Below are 17,577 nucleotides of genomic sequence, written 5' to 3'. Positions count from 1 at the left end.
TAGTTTTCATTTAGCATAAAATACGATTGATGTAAATAGATTATATATGAAATGCTATAAAATTTTCTTGCGTATCTCGCTAATAACTTCAGTTTTAATTTCAGTTTTTAATAATGTTAAAGCACAAAGTGGAGACCAAATTTTAGATGGAATTGGCGAGACCGGAATGGTTGCCCGATACATTTTTGATGGCGAATTAAAAGATTGGTCCAGAAATAATTTGCATGCTAAATTTCAGGGCGGACAAGCAAAATTTGTAAACGATACAAGGTTCGGTAAAGTTTTATCACTTAATGGCGGAGCTAATGATTTTATTACGCTCCCAAAAGAAGCACTGACTGATTTAGAAACCATCAGCATTTCTGGATGGATTTTTTTACGCTCCAATCAAGCTAACCAATATCTATTCGATTTTGGTAAAGACGTCTCAAAGCATTTTTTTGCAACACCTACCGGAACAAATAACCAGGCAGGTTTTCAAGCATTAATAACTAAAGATAAAACTAGCCAAAACGGTGCTATTTCGCCAGCTTTAGAAGTAAATAAATGGGTACATGTAGCTGTGGTAATTGATGTTGCATCGAAATCAATCATCACCTATGTAGATGGAAAACCAGCGGGAGAAGCTAAAAACATGGCAATAGATTTAACTTCGGTTTTTGGTGCGCAGGGCGGTCAAACTAATACACTCTATATAGGAAAATCTTTCGCTCAAGGAAATAACAATCTTAATGCTTTACTTCGCGATTTTAGAATTTACAGAGTTGCCTTAAGTAGAAGGCAGGTTGCAGGCATTTACAACAATGCTACTGGTACACCAAATCAAAGTGCTGTAAATGTAGGTAAACGAGAAGACGATCTCCAAAAGTTTGATGCTAATCATCAACAACTTTATAATTCTTATTTAACTAGCGTAGCTGATGTAAAAGTGGAAACCGTAATTGGTAATTTGCCAAGGTTACCTAGCTATTTGCAAGGAACTTATAAGAATGGAATAAAAGATCAAAAAGTTCGTGTGCTTTGGCCAGAAGCAACAGACAATACGGCTGTTTTAAAAGCCGGAACTTACACAGTGGTGGGTCGTGTAGCAGGTACCAATTTTAAGCCAAAGGCGATTGTTACGGTTAAAAATTCCAATAAATCTGCTACTCCGGTTTCTAAATTAACTACCTTTCATTTAAGTCAGGTTGCTTTAAAAGCCGATGAACATGGGCATAACACAAAATTCATCGAAAACAGAAATAAGTTTGTAAACACCTTGGCAAAAACAGATCCTAACTCATTTTTGTACATGTTTCGCCATGCGTTTGGCCAAAAACAGCCTGCCGGCACAAAACCCTTGGGAGTTTGGGATACTGAAGATACGAAGTTAAGAGGCCATGCAACGGGGCATTACTTAACTGCAATTGCACAGGCCTATGCTGGTACGGGTTACGATAAAGTGCTTCAAGCCAATTTCGCCAATAAAATGGACATAATGGTTAATACGCTTTATGATTTATCCCAGTTATCTGGTAAACCACAAAAAGCAGGTGCCATTTCGGTTGCTGATCCTGCTTTGGTTCCATTTGGACCAGGTAAAACAGAATATAATTCAGATTTAAGTCAAGCTGGTATTCGTAACGATTACTGGAATTGGGGAAAAGGATTTATCAGTGCTTATCCGCCAGATCAATTTATCATGTTAGAAAATGGTGCCAAGTACGGCGGACAAAAAACTCAAATTTGGGCGCCATATTATACTTTGCATAAAATTTTAGCAGGGCTGATAGATGTTTACGAAGTTACAGGCAATAAAAAAGCACTTGCAATAGCAGAAGGAATGAACGAATGGGTTTACGCCAGACTGAGCAAACTCCCTAAGGAAACTTTAATAAAAATGTGGAATACCTACATAGCGGGCGAGTATGGAGGTATGAACGAGACATCTGCAAGGTTGTACAGAATTACCGGCAAACAAAATCACCTAGCTACCGCACAATTATTTGATAATACCAGAGTGTTTTTTGGTGATACCAACCATTCGCATGGTTTGGCAAAAAACGTAGATATTTTCCGTGGACTGCACGCCAATCAGCACATTCCGCAGATTGTGGGTAGTATCGAGATGTATCGCGTTTCTAACAAACCAGAATATTATAAAGTGGCCGATAACTTCTGGAACAAAGCGGTTAACGATTATTCTTACAGTATCGGCGGTGTAGCAGGTGCTCGTAATCCTGCAAATGCCGAATGTTTTGTCGGTCAGCCAGGTACCTTGTACGAAAATGGTTTCTCTGAGAGCGGACAAAATGAAACTTGCGCAACTTATAACATGCTTAAATTAACAAGTGATCTTTTTCTTTTCGATCAGCGAGCAGAGCTGATGGATTATTACGAACGTAGCTTGTACAACCATATTTTAGCATCGGTAGCCGAAAATACACCAGCAAATACTTATCACGTTTCGTTGCGTCCAGGCGCTATGAAACAGTTTGGTAATCCAGACATGACTGGTTTTACCTGTTGTAATGGTACCGCTATAGAAAGCAGTACAAAATTGCAAAACACCATTTACTTTAAAAGCAAAGATAACAAAGCACTTTATGTAAACCTGTTTATTCCATCAACGTTAGATTGGAAAGAACGAAAAGTAAAAATAGAGCAAACCACAAATTTTCCGAAAGAAGACCATACCAAGTTAACGATAAAAGGCAGTGGTAAATTTGATGTAAATGTGCGTGTGCCAGGTTGGGCAAAAAAGGGTTTTATCGTAAAAATTAATGGTAAGGAACAAAGTTATACGGCAACGCCAGGTAGCTACTTAAACATCAACCGTACTTGGAAAGATGGAGATGTAATAGAATTAAAAATGCCTTTTCAGTTTCACCTAAATCCAGTTATGGATCAACAGAACGTAGCGAGTTTATTCTATGGACCAATTTTGCTTGCAGCGCAAGAACCTGAGGCAAGAAAAGAGTGGCGTAAGATAACTTTAGATGCCGAGGACATCAGTAAAACTATAAAAGGAAATCCACAAGAATTAAAGTTTACAATTGACGATGTGGTTTTTAAACCGTTTTATGATAGTTACGGTCGCCATTCTGTTTATTTAGATGTAGAGTTGAAGTAATTAAAAACCTTATAGAATTGTTAATCAATTCTATAAGGTATCATTAACCGCACATTTCGCTGCGGTAATCCTTTTTAAGAAATAAGATAAGGTTTTGGCAAAAACTACATAACCTACAAAAATAATGTAGCCGGCTTGTAAAGAGCTATGGTTAACGGTATTTGTATATATTACGTCGTCTTTCATATTAAGCCCAGAAAGTTGACTTTCCAAAATTCCGTTTAATCCCATATAGGTCATTATAATGCCTACCACCATAACATCGGCCATATCCCATTTTCCAGATTCAAAAGTCAAATAACGAATTACTTTATTTTCTGAAATTGCTGGTTTACATAACATGTGCAAACCTCTTGCTGCCATTCTTAATAAAGGTAGTATAATCACAAACAGGATGATCAAAATTCCAACAGTAATAGAATCTGGTTTTGGCTGTTTGATAAGTACATCGGCTATGCCCACTATGCTTTTGCTTTGGTAAAATAAAACCTGATTATCAAACACAACTTTTTCACCCATCATACTAAATTCAAGTATGCTTAAACGTGCATCTACTTCTATAATAGATACGGTTGTACCAGTTATTAATAACGACAAGGCTTGAAGTAATGACATTATAAATAATGTGGTTTGTAATTGTAATTTGTTTCTTAAGGCAATCCATAAAAGAATGGTTGCAACCATGCAGGCAAGCATAGCATAAGCATAGTTGTAAGTAATTTTTCTGCTTTCTTCTAATTTAGATTCTATGCTTTTATTGTAAGCTTTTAAATCTTTAACTCCGTATTTACTAAAAAGTTGGTTAGTGGCCGAGTTGATAACAACTTTGGTGCTGTCGTATGTTTCGTTAGCAAGTTGCTCAAATTTTGATGTCGCAATGTTTTTTATCTTGTTGGTAGCTTTTGGGCTATTTAATCTATCTACAATAGTTTTAGCAAAAGATGGAACTTGTGCGTGCAGTTCTTTAGGGTCTACAAATTGTTTAAAGGCAAATTTTTTAAGTTTATCGCCAATGCTTTTTTGGGGCTTGGTAAAGTCTTTAGTAATTTGATTTACCATTGCGTGTAGTTCTTTCTCAATACTTTCACGCATATCTGCTTTCTGATCTTTGGTAACCTTAAAATCTTTTATCTTTTTGGTAACAATTGTTGAGAGTTTATCTCGCCATAAATCTACCGAGAACACCCCAAAAGTTATGCTGTTTACCGTGCTGTAATCTTCTTTTAGTTGCTCCTGAGCTTTAGAAATTGTATGAAGTTGGTAGCCGAAGTAGCACTGCGCAGCCAATAAAACACCTAACCCAATTATCAAGAGGATGTTGGCGATGGTAGCTTTTTTAGCTTTCGGTTTTTCTGATGCAGTTGTCAAGGCGTGAATATAATAGGGTTTGTAAAATGTGTTAGTTAAATCTTTAGTGCGAATCGTGTGGACTAATAAATTTTAAAATAGTAGAAAGTGTAAGTCCGAAAAGCACAAAAGCGATAAAAATTATAAAGCCTGGTTGTAATGCGGTGTTATGTGTAGAAATTAAAGCGAGCGAACTTGCAGGCACGTTAAGTTTGCTAAGTTGGCTTTCCAATAAGCCATTTAGTCCTATGTAAGCCATCAAAATTGCAATAACAATTACGTCGGCCATACTCCATTTACCAGACTGAAAAGCGAAATATTTAATGAATTTGTTTTCTGCTAAACTTTTTCTGCCCAAAAGATGAACGCCGGTAGAGCTTAATTTCATAATTGGAAATAGGATACTAAACACTAAAATTAATACGCCAACTAAAATTGACTCTGCACCAGAACCACCAAGTAGCACCAGAACTACATCTAATATGCTCTTACTCTGAAAGAACAATACTTGATCTCTAAATGTGATATGTTCGCCGAGAAGCACAAAATCCAAAGATCCAATTCTTGCATCTACTTCAATCATTGAGGCTGTAAGCCCAACGCCTAGTAATATAAATGCAAATAGTAAAGACATTATAAAGAGCGTAGAATGCAAGGGTTTTTGTTTGCGCAAAATCCACCATAAACTTAAAACTACCACTATGCAAATTAACATGGCGGTACTATAAGTGTAAGTTTGCTTCGTTACCTTATCTAGTTCTTCTTTTACCTTATTGTTTAGCTGCTGTATAGATGAAACATTATATTTTTTATAAACCTTGTTAATGGCAAGTGCGTTAGCCGTTAGAATGCTATCAATTTGATCAGTTTCTTCTACTTCTGCAAGCTTTGCCATAGCCAACGCACCTAATTGTTTTTTGGCACGTGGATTATCAAATTTCGCAATCATTTCTCTAGCTAAAATTGGCGCTTGTTTTTTAAAGGTATCTACGTCTACAAAGTTTTTAACTGCAAATTTTACTAGTTTTCCTCTAATCGATTTTTTTTCTGGTTTGGTAACCATTGCTTCTGCTTTGTTAATTAGCGCAAGAATTACCTGTTCTATTTCTTTTTGTAGTTGTTTCTTTTGTGCAGGAGTAATGTCAAGGTTTTTAACTTGTCTGTTAACGATGTCTTCAATTTTGTCATGCCACTGATCGAGAGAGAATAAGCCTAGACTGATATTATTCATGGCTGAATAGTCTGTTTTTAATTGCTCTTGCTTTTCAGAAAGCTCGTGCAAGCGATAACCAAAGAAACCTTCGGCTAATAACAGCAATCCTAAACCTAGGATGAGTAAAATTTTCGGGAAACTTGATCCCTTTTGCGGAGTTGGATTTTCTGGTGCGGACACGTGGCTTTTATTTAGCTTATAAATTCGATAACACTAATATTGGATGCTTTGTTTTAACACTGGGTTTAAATTAAATTAATTGTGCTAGATTTTTAAAAAATCGATTTGCTAGTTAGTTAATTTGCTTCAAAACGCTGTTTTAAAAAAGTTCGATCTTTGGTTAGTAATAGCCGGTACGGCATTGGCTTTTTAACCTATCTGCACAGTTTTAAGTTTAATAAACCCGATAGGAGTGAGCATGAAGCGAAGCGAAATAAAACGTATAGCGGGACCAAATTTGCCACAAATTACCATCGATGTTTTTCGAATTTAATTGCTTTATTGCCAGTTGTATTTATAGCACAACAATTTAACAATCAAACCATTTGATAACTTGTTTTTGAAATAAACTTAGCTTATCTTTGCGCTCAATTAATTAATTTATTAAACTTTAGTATCATTCAAGAATGTATTTAAGTAAAGAAAAGAAAGCCGAAATTTTTACAACACACGGCGAAGTAGCAACCAACACTGGTTCTGCAGAAGGTCAAGTAGCGTTATTTACATACCGTATTGCGCACTTAACAGAGCACTTAAAGAAAAATCGTAAAGATTTCTCTACACAGTTATCACTTCAAAAATTGGTAGGTAAACGCCGCGGTATTTTGGCTTACCTATACAAAAAAGATATTGAGCGCTACCGTGCTATCATCAAAGCTTTAGCGCTTCGTGATATCATTAAACAAAAATAAGCGCAGGTTTATCACTGAAAGCCATTCTTTAGGGAATGGCTTTTTGATTGCAAAACAAAAAGAAACTATATAAACAACGGTGTGTAGAAAGAGGAAAACGCACCATAATTCTATTTAAATGAATGTAATAAAAAAATCGTTCGATTTGGGCGATGGAAGAATTGTAGAAATTGAAACTGGTAAATTAGCTAAACAGGCTGATGGTTCGGTAGTAGTAAAAATGGGCGATACGATGTTGTTAGCAACGGTTGTATCTACTGTTGGTGCTAAGCCAGGTACTGATTTTTTACCTTTATCGGTTGATTATCAAGAGAAATATGCGGCTACTGGCCGTATTCCTGGAGGATTTTTACGTCGCGAGGCAAGATTATCTGATTATGAAGTGTTAATTTCTCGTTTGGTTGATAGAGCGTTACGCCCTATGTTCCCTTCAGATTACCACTCTGATACACAAGTAATGATTTCATTAATCTCGGCAGATAAGGATATTATGCCAGATTGTTTAGCTGGTTTAGCGGCATCTGCGGCTTTATCAGTTTCTGATATTCCTTTTAACGGTCCAATATCTGAAGTACGTGTAGCTAAAATTGATGGCAAATTGGTAATTAACCCATTAGCTAGCGAATTAGAACGTGCAACTTTAGAGTTTATGGTTGCTGGTTCTGCTAACGACATAGGCATGGTTGAAGGTGAGTGTGATGAAATTCAAGAAGATGAAATGGTTGAAGCTTTAAAATTTGCACACGAGGCAATTAAAGTTCAATGTGCTGTTCAAGTTGAATTAACTGAAGCTACAGGTAAAACTGTAAAACGTGAATATAACCACGAAGACCATAGCGAAATTTTAAAACAACAAGTTTATGCTGCAACTTACGATAAAGTTTATGCTGTAGCTAAATCTGGTTCTAATAAAGACGAGCGTAAAGTTGGTTTTACCAACATCATTAACGAGTTTTTTGAGGCTATGCCAGCAGAAACTGAAGATTTAACTAAAGCAATGGCTAAACATTATTACCATGATGTGCAGTACGATGCAATTAGAAATCTTTTATTAGATGAAGGTATTCGTTTAGATGGTCGTAAGACTACAGAAATACGCCCAATTTGGAGTGAAGTTGGTTATTTACCTGCAGCACACGGATCGGCAGTATTTACGCGTGGCGAAACCCAATCTTTAACGTCGGTTACTCTAGGTAGTAAAGATGATGAGCAAATGATTGATGGTGCTTTTATTAATGGTTATAACAAATTCTTATTGCACTATAATTTCCCTGGTTTCTCAACTGGCGAAGTTAGACCTAACAGAGGTGCTGGACGTAGAGAGATTGGTCACGGTGCTTTAGCACAACGTTCGTTAAAGAAAGTATTACCAGAAGGAGCAGATAATCCTTATACCATTCGTATCGTTTCTGATATTTTAGAATCTAACGGTTCATCATCAATGGCAACTGTTTGTGCGGCTACTTTAGCATTAATGGATGCAGGTATTAAAATCAAAGCGCCGGTTTCTGGTATAGCAATGGGTTTAATTACTGATGAGAAAACTGGTAAATATGCTATTCTTTCTGATATTTTGGGTGATGAAGATCATTTAGGTGATATGGACTTTAAAGTAACTGGTACTGAAAAAGGTATTGTTGCTTGTCAAATGGACTTAAAAATCAATGGTTTATCTTACGAAGTATTAACTAAAGCATTATTACAAGCTAAAGAAGGTCGTTTACATATCTTAGGCGAGATGAAGAAAACAATCGCTGAGCCTAATGCAGATATGAAACCACATGCTCCACGTATCGTTTCATTAACTATTGATAAAGAATTTATCGGTGCTGTAATAGGCCCAGGCGGTAAAATTATTCAAGAAATGCAACGTGAAACTGGTGCTTCAATTTCAATTGAAGAAGTTGGCAATAAAGGTATCGTTGAAATTTTTGCTGATAACAAAGCTGCAATTGATGCTGCTGTTGCACGTATTAGTGCAATTGCCGCTAAACCAGAAATTGGTGCTACTTACCAAGGTAAGGTAAAATCAATTATGCCTTTTGGTGCTTTTGTAGAAATTATGCCAGGTAAAGATGGTTTGCTGCACATTTCTGAGATTTCTTGGGAGCGTTTAGAAACTATGGATGGCGTTTTAAAAGAAGGCGATAAAATAGAAGTTAAATTGTTGGATGTAGATAAACAAGGCAAAATGAAACTTTCTCGTAAAGTTTTGTTGCCAAGACCAGAAAAACCTGCAGCTCCACAAGCATAATCCAATTCGCTAGGTCACTAATGTGACAATTAGCTAATTTTTAAAACCCTTTCAGTTTTTGCTGGAAGGGTTTTTTATTTTCCTTTTCTTCATTCCACCGAAAAGGTGGGATTCGTAACGCAAATAATGATAATTAATAACATTACGATTGCATTAAAGCTGACAATGACGAAAATACTTGTATTAACTTATTTTCTTGAAAAGCAATTTTAGTAAACAAATTTTCCGTTAGTCTGGCTTTCCGCTATATCTTTATTAATGTCCGCTACGCTAAAAAACAATTAATAAAGGATGTCGCTGCAATCCAGTTTATAAAAATAAGGCAATGCTAAAATTTTAAGCCTGCTACTACAAAGTTCCCTACTAGTTTTGTAACTTGCCTTTCTAAGAAGTCGAGTTATTGCGATGCACGAAGCGATCTAAAGCACCTTACTATTTTTGTAAGATTGCTTCGTGCCTCATAATAACGATACGATAATAAATTAGTAAAAAATGAAACACATTATAGCCCCATCCATACTTTCTGCCGATTTTGCCAATCTGCAACGCGATATTGAAATGATTAATAATAGCGAAGCTGATTGGTTTCATATTGATGTAATGGATGGTGTTTTCGTTCCAAATATTTCGTTCGGCTTTCCGGTTTTAAAGGCGGTTAGGCAATATGCAAAAAAGCCTTTAGATGTGCATTTAATGATCATAAATCCAGATCAATACATTGAAGAATTTGCAAAGAATGGAGCTGCCATAATTACAGTTCATTATGAAGCATGCACACATTTGCACAGAACTATTCAACTTATAAAAGCGAACGGATGCAAGGCAAGCGTAGCTTTAAACCCTCATACACCAGTAGAATTATTAAAAGATATTTTGGTTGATTTGGATATGGTTTTAATCATGTCTGTAAATCCGGGCTTTGGCGGACAACAGTTTATTCCGCAATCGCTAAACAAAATTGCTACCTTAAAGCAAATGGCTTTACATGTTAATCCTGATTTGATTATCGAAGTTGACGGTGGCGTGAGTACGGCAAATTTAGCGAGTTTAATTCATGCAGGTGCCAGTGCTTTTGTAGCAGGAAATGCAATTTTTGGAGCGCAAAGTCCGCCAGACATGATATCCTCAATGAAAAAAATTGATGCCAAATTATTAAATAGCTAATTTCTTGAATGCGAAAAGTATACCTGTTGCTTTTATTCGTTGTGCTGTGCATTGCTTCGGTAATTGCACAACCATTGGTTAGAGTTACAGGCAAAATACTCGATCAAAAATCTTTTCCACTTCAACAAGTAACAGTTGCTGTTTTAGGTCAGCAAGAATCTACTGTAACCGATGAGAATGGTGACTATACGATCTATTCAAAAACCACTCATTTTACTTTAAAATATAATCTGTTAGGTTACAAACCGATACTTTTAATTGTTAACGAAAATGTAGCTGGTAGAATTGTTCGGGATATTTCTCTCGTTCCAGATATTAACGAATTAGAGCAAGTTACAGTTACCAATAAACAAAACCAGTTAAGTAATACCAGCACCATTAACATTTCCGACCTTATTTCCAGGCCTTCGGTTTCTGGCAATTTCGAATCGATGTTAAAAACACTTCCGGGCGTTTCTACAAACAACGAACTTAGCTCTCAATACAGCGTTAGGGGAGGTAACTTTGATGAAAACTTGGTTTACATTAACGATGTTGAGATAAGCAGACCCGTTTTAATACGTAATGGGCAACAAGAAGGTCTCAGTTTCATCAATAGCGATTTGGTTACTAGGGCAAAGTTTTCTGCCGGTGGCTTTGAGTCTCGTTATGGAGATAAGCTATCGTCTGTATTAGACGTTAGATACGATAGGCCCGACAGCAACCACACCTTACTTACTGCAGGCTTAATGGGCGTTTCTCTTAGTACTAAAAATGTGTCAGATAAAAGCTTTTTATTAACAGGTTTACGCTATAAAAATAATGCTACGGTTTTAAATCGACAAGATAATAAAGGAAATTACAGGCCTAACTTTGGCGATGCGCAATTTCTTTATCAGTATAACGTTTCAGAAAAGTTCTCGCTAAGCGCACTCGGAAATTTAAATGTTGGCGAATTTAAGTTGATTCCCGAGGATAGAGAAACGCAGTTCGGTACACTTAATACCCAGCTTCGTTTAAATATAGATTACAACGGGCAGGAAATAGATAGTTACAGAACTTTTGGAGGGGCCATAACAGCAACCTTTAGCCCGCAGTCTAATTTGGTGGTTAAATGGATCAATAGTTATTTTAATACGAGGGAAAGAGAGCGTTTTGATATTGAAGGACGGTATGTTTTTGATGAACTAGAAACAGGTTTCAACTCTGTTGGTTTAAGCCCGGTTCGCATAAATAGGGGATTAGGTACTTACTTGAATTATGCTCGCAACAGCTTAAATTCTCAAATAATTAGTTCGGAAGTTAAGACTGACCAAAATTACGAAAACCACGTGTTTTCATGGGGTGCAAGGATAGAAAACCAAAGGTTTACAGATCAGCTCAACGAGTATCATTTAACAGATTCTGCCGGATATATTTTGCCTTACGAAGGTAAAAAATTTAACTTAGAGCAAACTATAAAGGTAAATAATGAGGTTAATTTTTTTAATTATTCTGCATTTATACAAGACAGTTACGCCTTAACTGATTACGCCGACTTACAATTAGGCGTTCGTGGTAGCTACAGTAGTTTATCTGATCAGTTGTTGATTAGCCCGAGGCTATTGCTGGCTTACAGACCATCAAGTAATAATAAAATTATTCGATTTACAGCCGGGATTTACCAGCAAGCGCCAAGTTACAGGAGTATTAGGGCTTATGATGGATTACTGAATTTAAAACAAAAGGCACAGCGCTCTTATAATGTTAGTGGTGGTTTGGATTACGCTTTCGACGGTCTTGGCACAAGGTTAAAGTTTACTTCTGAGGCATACTTTAAATATGCTGATCGACTTATCCCTTACGTTGTTGATAACGTTAGGATAAAATATTTAGCCAACGAATCTGCAAAAGGTAGAACTGTAGGAGCGGACTTTAGTATTGGTGGCGAGTTCGTTAAGGATCTGGTATCCTATTTTCGTATCTCATTTATGCATGCCGATCAGGATATTAGAAACGACTCTTATCAAAGAAAGAATAGCCTTGGGCAAATAGAAACCATTTATCCAGGTTACTTAAAGCGGCCAACAGATCAACGTGTAAATTTCTCGGTATTTTTTCAGGATAGGTTGCTAAAAAGCCCAACCTACAAAGTGCACCTAAATATGCTTTACGGTTCTAGGTTGCCAATAGGAGCACCCTTAAACGAAACGTACAGCGACGATTTTCAAATCCCCGCCTACAAAAGGGTCGATATTGGATTCTCAAAGGATTTTTTAGACGATGCAGCGTTAAGAAAGCCCAAGTTTTTAGATAAATATTTTAGCTCTTTTACAACTTATTTTGAAGTATTCAATTTACTTAACATAAACAATACGGTTTCTTACTTGTGGCTTAAAGACGTAGATAACGTGCATTATGCAATTCCCAACTATTTAACAGGGCGTCAATTTAATTTCAAATTAATATTAAAGTTTAAAAACCGCCCGTAAATTAAGTACAAAGTGTTAGATTTACACTTATAAAAACTTAATATACATGAGACATAATTTTGGTGCAGGACCCTGTATTTTACCACAGGAAGTGTTTAAACAAGCGTCTAGAGCTGTTTTAGATTTTAAAGACGGATTATCAATTTTAGAAATTTCGCATCGTAGCCCAGAGTTTGAGGAAGTGATGGCTGAAGCCAATAAATTGGTAAAAGAACTGTTAAACGTACCATCTGGTTATTCCGTTTTATTTTTGCAAGGGGGCGCAAGTTTGCAGTTTGCAATGGTGCCAATGAACTTGTTGCCTGAGGGAAAAACAGCAGCTTATTTAGAAACTGGTGTTTGGGCTAACAAAGCTATTAAAGAAGTTAAATTTTTTGGCAAAGCCGATGTTGTAGCATCATCAAAAGAAGCAAACTTTACCTATATCCCTAAAGATTTTTCTATTCCAGAAGATAGCGCATATTTTCATTATACTTCAAATAACACCATTTATGGTACAGAATTATTTGAAGTCCCGGTAACAAAAGTGCCCGTAGTTTGCGATATGTCTTCAGATATTATGAGCCGTGTAATTGATGTTTCTAAATTCGATTTGATTTATGCCGGTGCTCAAAAAAATATCGGCCCTGCCGGATTAACCATTGTTATAGTTAAGGATGAAATTTTAGGCAAAACAGGTCGTGCAATTCCCTCTATGTTAGATTATAATTCTTATAAGGATAACGATTCTATGTATAACACACCGCCCGTTTTCTCTATTTATACCGCTATGTTAAACTTAAACTGGCTAAAATCTAAAGGTGGTGTAGCCGAAATTGAGAAGGAAAATAAGGCAAAAGCCGATGCTTTGTACAGGGAGATAGACAGAAATCCTTTGTTTAAAGGTACTTGTGCTGTAGAAGATCGCTCAAGAATGAATGTTTGTTTTGTGATGGAGAATCCAGAATTAGAAAAACCATTTGCAAAATTTGCTGACGACCGAGGTTTCGAAGGTTTAAAAGGACATAGGAGCGTAGGTGGTTTTAGAGCATCGATGTATAATGCTTTGCCAATAACAAGCGTGCATGCATTAATAGATTTAATGCAGGAATTTGAAGAGAAAAACAAAAACAATTAGTTTTTTAATCTCAAATAAAATAAATATTTCTTACGAAGACTTTTAAAGGTTATGATAAAAATACTTGCCAATGATGGCATAGATCCAATAGGGAAGCAGTTACTGGAAGATGCGGGTTTTCAAGTTGATACGCAAACTATTCCGCAAGAACAATTGGCAGAAGCATTATTGAACTACGATGCAATTACAGTTCGTAGTGCTACAAAATTAAGAGCTGCATTAATTGATGCTTGTCCAAATATTAAATTAATTGGTCGCGGTGGTGTTGGTATGGATAATATTGATGTTGAATACGCTCGTGGCAAAGGTATAAATGTGGTTAATACACCGGCTGCTTCATCGCTTTCTGTGGCCGAGCTAGTTTTCTCTCATCTATTTACCGGAATTCGTTTTTTGCAGGACGCTAACAGAAAAATGCCTTTAGAAGGTAATACCAAATTCAACGACCTTAAAAAAGCCTATGCAAAAGGGGTAGAGCTACGTGGCAAAACCATTGGTATAATTGGATTTGGCAGAATTGGTCGCGAAACGGCAAGTGTAGCACTTGGTTTAGGCATGAATGTTTTAGCTTATGATTTACATCCGTTTAGTGGTAATATTACGCTAAATCTTCAGGGTGGTATAAAAGTAGATATTCCTGTTACTACGGTTAGTTTAGCAGAAGTAATTGCACAGAGTGATTTTATTTCTTTGCATACACCATTTGCGGATAAACCTATTTTAGGTAAGGATGAGTTTGATGCAATGAAGCCGGGCGTAGGTATTGTAAACTGCTCACGCGGTGGTACAATAGATGAATTGGCTTTAATAGAAGCTTTAAATTCTGGAAAGGTATCTTTTGCTGGTTTAGATGTTTTTGATAACGAGCCTACGCCACTGCAGGCAATTTTAGATCATCCAAAAATTTCACTTACGCCGCATATTGGAGCTTCTACAAACGAAGCGCAAGAGCGTATTGGCACGGAGTTGGCAAACTTGATCATCGATCATTTTAACAGAGCTTAGCTATAACAATATAAAGCCTAAAGCATTTGTAGCCTTAACGGTGTATTAAGCTTTAGGCTTTTTTATTTCGGCTCATTTTAAAGAATTTGTAAGCGCCCAATACCTAAAACCCAAAACAGCTTTCTGTAGGGTAGATAATTTCATAGGATCTTGTTTGTAGTAGCTCGGCAAAATCAAATTATTTAATTTCACCAATAATTTAAATGCTTGTTTTTTCATACGATTTAAGTGTTTGGTGTTTGCGGTAAAATAAGTAGCCTAAAATCGCACTAGCAATTAAAGAAAGCGAAAGTAAAAAGATTAAAATACCCTGCTTGTTATCAGCATTGTCACTGGCTTTCGTTAATAATTCATTTTGCTGCTGAAGTTCTTTAATCGTTTTTCTGTAATTCTCAATTCGTTCAGCATTATTGTTTACCGTGCTTTTAACCTGTTCTACCTGCAAATCCTTATAATCCATTAATACCTTTAGTTCCGTAAAAATATCATTGTCGGTTATTGCTATTTCCCTTAATATCTCGTTAGAATTTCTGATGTCTTTTTTGGTCTGTAAGCCGAAAATCCCGGTTTTTGAATTTAGGCTTTCGTCATATTGCCCAAACTTGGCACTTCTATTTGCCAAGAGCTGATTAACCTTGGCACGTTGTAATTCATAACTTGTACTATCTTGCGCAAGAGCAACTATATAGCTGGATAGCAAGCAGAAAAGAGCAATTTTTTTTATCATTTTATGAAATTGTTACTGTTCAATTAGGCTCCACGCTTCAGCCTTGCTGGCAAAATTTATCTTAACTTTTAGCCAAGTGTTTGTAAATAATGCAGAGTTTCTATATTTTTCCAAAGCCATTGCATTTTCCCAATAACTAATGGTGAAAAATATATCGCTTGCAGTCTCGTGTTGCAATAATTTAACACCTAAGCAGCCTTCAAAGTTTGCAATGAGTGGTTTTACTTCTTTAAATATGATTTTGAAATCTTCAGTAAAAGCACTTTCGAATTGCATTTTAACAATACGTGTAAGCATAATTTTCCTAAAAAATAAATAGTAAGATAATCGTTAAGAGACTTTGGTTGAATCGTTATCTAATTTTTATCTATGGATGGAATTCAACTCTAACAATATCGTTCAAGTGCAGTCCCAATAATCCACTTGCTTTGCCTTTGTTTATGGCAATTTCTAAATGGTTACTAATACCAAACAAACATAGCTTTTCCCCCTCTGGAACCTCGTTATAATGCCAGCTCAACTGAGTAATAGTTTCGCTCTTTCTAAAGTACAAAGTAAAGTCGCGGTTGCGCTGAATTTTGGTGAAAAGATCTTTTGTGATATTAGTAATTACGTTGCAGAAAGTATCAATATAAATTACGCTACCTCTAATTATATCTCTCTCAATTACAGGATGTAAAAGCATTCTTTGCTCAATATCTTCTGTAGGTAAACCAATGTCTTTTAATTTGCCACCTTTTGCTAAATGTATGGCTGCTTTTACAAAAATATCCACCAACGGAAAATGCAGATATTTCAAGTCTTGCATAATGTTTAGTTCTACCAACTCATCTGGTTTTTCGTCAAAAAGAAGCGAAAAAATTCCATTGTCGGCACCGACAAAAAAGTGGTCTTTGTAACGAAGGGCAACGTATTTTGTATTCTCATTAAAAACAGAATCAATACCAATTAAGTGTACAGTATTCTTAGGAAAATACGGATAGGCGTTTTTTAGAACAAAAGCCGCGTAAGAAATATTATAAGATGGAACTTCGTGAGTAATGTCTACAATATTAGCACTAGGCAAGATTGTCAGGATACTGCCTTTTAAAGCAGCCTGATAAAAATCTTTAGTACCTAGGTCTGTTGTTAATGTTATTATAGCCATTAAAAATTCAATATTTATTCTTATTCTTGTGTATAGGCAAATCGCCTACAAATATTCAATTTTTAAATCGAAATATACACTCCAAAATTAAAAATACAATATTTTGAACGAACTAAAGCTAACATTAGAAACAACAGACCAAGTACAATTTTGGGGTGCTAACAACGAACATTACGAGCTTATTAAAGCGGCTTTCCCTAAATTAAAGATTGTTGCCCGAGGCAATGATGTAAAAGCTTTAGGTGATGAGGCTGAATTAAAAGCATTTGAAGCGAAGTTTGAAGCCCTTATTGCTCATTTAGAAAAGTACAGAACACTTTCTCATAACGAAGTAGAAGCAATTCTTGGATCGAAGAAAAAATCTACAGAAACTACAGAGGCAACTTTGGCTCCAGTAAATTCTGGAGAAACGATTGTATTCGGCAATCATGGCTTAATGATAAAAGCCCGTACAGCCAATCAACGCAAAATGGTTGAGAGTATTGGTAAAAATGATATTCTCTTTGCCATCGGCCCTGCCGGAACTGGAAAAACTTATACCGCAGTAGCATTGGCAGTTAGAGCGCTAAAAAACAAAGAGATTAAACGTATCATTTTAACCAGACCTGCAGTAGAGGCAGGAGAGAGCTTAGGTTTTTTACCCGGTGATTTAAAGGAAAAAGTTGATCCATATTTACGTCCGCTTTATGACGCTTTGGACGATATGATTCCGCCAGATAAACTGAAATTGTATCTAGAAAACAGAACTATTGAGGTTGCTCCTTTGGCTTTTATGCGTGGAAGAACATTAGATAATTGTTTTGTGATTTTAGACGAGGCACAGAACTCTACTGATTTGCAACTGAAAATGTTCTTAACGCGAATGGGGCCAACTGCTAAGTTTATAGTAACCGGCGATATTACCCAGATAGATTTGCCCAAAAAAGCGCAATCTGGTTTACATAACGCATTACGTATTTTAGGCGATATAAAAGGGGTGGACATTATTTACCTAAGTGGCGATGACGTAGTTAGGCATAAGCTAGTAAAAGCAATTTTAAAAGCTTATGGCGATATTCAGTAATGCAACAACTCATCCTTAACGGTAAATATGTATTGGTTTTTGAGCCCTCTGGTAGCAAAATTAGAAT

Annotated in this window: 13 protein-coding genes; 8 read left to right on the top strand and 5 right to left on the bottom strand. The window is 36.2% G+C overall.

The features are described 5' to 3' along the window. Positions 1 to 46: 46 nt before the first annotated feature. Positions 47 to 3,112, top strand: coding sequence for a beta-L-arabinofuranosidase domain-containing protein (locus DUT69_RS09795; RefSeq protein WP_113653045.1), 3,066 nt, complete (start codon positions 47 to 49; stop codon positions 3,110 to 3,112). A 30-nt stretch (positions 3,113 to 3,142) separates the two neighbouring features. Here DUT69_RS09795 and DUT69_RS09790 read toward each other — a convergent pair whose 3' ends face one another. Together DUT69_RS09790 and DUT69_RS09785 are read right to left on the bottom strand one after the other, a co-directional pair. Continuing rightward, a complete protein-coding gene (locus DUT69_RS09790) occupies positions 3,143 to 4,480 on the bottom strand; it encodes a paraquat-inducible protein A (RefSeq protein WP_113653044.1) in 1,338 nt (445 codons plus the stop codon). Positions 4,481 to 4,523: 43 nt separating this feature from the next. Beyond that, positions 4,524 to 5,852, bottom strand: coding sequence for a paraquat-inducible protein A (locus tag DUT69_RS09785; RefSeq protein WP_113653043.1), 1,329 nt, complete (start codon positions 5,850 to 5,852; stop codon positions 4,524 to 4,526). A gap of 446 nt (positions 5,853 to 6,298) precedes the next feature. On the opposite strand from DUT69_RS09785, the gene rpsO reads away from it, so the two are divergent. The 6 genes from rpsO to DUT69_RS09750 all read left to right on the top strand — a co-directional run bounded on the left by rpsO (position 6,299) and on the right by DUT69_RS09750 (position 14,573). Continuing rightward, complete coding sequence (gene rpsO, locus DUT69_RS09775; protein ID WP_113653041.1) at positions 6,299 to 6,583, top strand: 30S ribosomal protein S15; 285 nt, start codon at positions 6,299 to 6,301, stop codon at positions 6,581 to 6,583. Between the two features lie 118 nt (positions 6,584 to 6,701). After that, entirely contained in the window at positions 6,702 to 8,837 is a 2,136-nt protein-coding gene (pnp, locus tag DUT69_RS09770; RefSeq protein ID WP_113653040.1) for a polyribonucleotide nucleotidyltransferase, read from the top strand. Positions 8,838 to 9,329: 492 nt separating this feature from the next. Further along, complete coding sequence (rpe, locus tag DUT69_RS09765; RefSeq protein ID WP_113653039.1) at positions 9,330 to 10,001, top strand: ribulose-phosphate 3-epimerase; 672 nt, start codon at positions 9,330 to 9,332, stop codon at positions 9,999 to 10,001. A gap of 8 nt (positions 10,002 to 10,009) precedes the next feature. Beyond that, entirely contained in the window at positions 10,010 to 12,451 is a 2,442-nt protein-coding gene (locus DUT69_RS09760; protein WP_113653038.1) for a TonB-dependent receptor, read from the top strand. A gap of 46 nt (positions 12,452 to 12,497) precedes the next feature. Then, entirely contained in the window at positions 12,498 to 13,568 is a 1,071-nt protein-coding gene (serC, locus tag DUT69_RS09755; protein ID WP_113653037.1) for a 3-phosphoserine/phosphohydroxythreonine transaminase, read from the top strand. A gap of 51 nt (positions 13,569 to 13,619) precedes the next feature. Next, the gene (locus DUT69_RS09750) at positions 13,620 to 14,573 is read left to right on the top strand and encodes a D-2-hydroxyacid dehydrogenase (protein ID WP_205314246.1); all 954 of its coding nucleotides are present in this window, start codon (positions 13,620 to 13,622) and stop codon (positions 14,571 to 14,573) included. A 199-nt stretch (positions 14,574 to 14,772) separates the two neighbouring features. Here the strand turns inward: DUT69_RS09750 and DUT69_RS09745 are convergent, their stop codons facing one another. The 3 genes from DUT69_RS09745 to DUT69_RS09735 form a co-directional block, all read right to left on the bottom strand. Beyond that, complete coding sequence (locus DUT69_RS09745; protein WP_113653036.1) at positions 14,773 to 15,300, bottom strand: hypothetical protein; 528 nt, start codon at positions 15,298 to 15,300, stop codon at positions 14,773 to 14,775. Positions 15,301 to 15,312: 12 nt separating this feature from the next. Beyond that, positions 15,313 to 15,597 (bottom strand): putative quinol monooxygenase, encoded by a 285-nt coding sequence (locus DUT69_RS09740; protein ID WP_113653035.1) that lies wholly within the window; start codon positions 15,595 to 15,597, stop codon positions 15,313 to 15,315. A 70-nt stretch (positions 15,598 to 15,667) separates the two neighbouring features. Beyond that, positions 15,668 to 16,447 carry an SAM hydrolase/SAM-dependent halogenase family protein gene (locus DUT69_RS09735; protein ID WP_113653034.1) on the bottom strand — a complete coding sequence of 260 codons (780 nt, stop codon included), beginning with the start codon at positions 16,445 to 16,447 and terminating at the stop codon, positions 15,668 to 15,670. Between the two features lie 103 nt (positions 16,448 to 16,550). Between DUT69_RS09735 and DUT69_RS09730 the strand changes: the two genes are divergently transcribed. Continuing rightward, positions 16,551 to 17,510 (top strand): PhoH family protein, encoded by a 960-nt coding sequence (locus DUT69_RS09730; protein WP_113653033.1) that lies wholly within the window; start codon positions 16,551 to 16,553, stop codon positions 17,508 to 17,510. Positions 17,511 to 17,577 lie beyond the last annotated feature (67 nt).

The sequence above is a fragment of the Pedobacter namyangjuensis genome (assembly GCF_003313325.1).
In the GTDB taxonomy this organism is placed as follows: domain Bacteria; phylum Bacteroidota; class Bacteroidia; order Sphingobacteriales; family Sphingobacteriaceae; genus Pedobacter; species Pedobacter namyangjuensis.
This window is presented reverse-complemented; position numbering and strand designations above follow the sequence as displayed.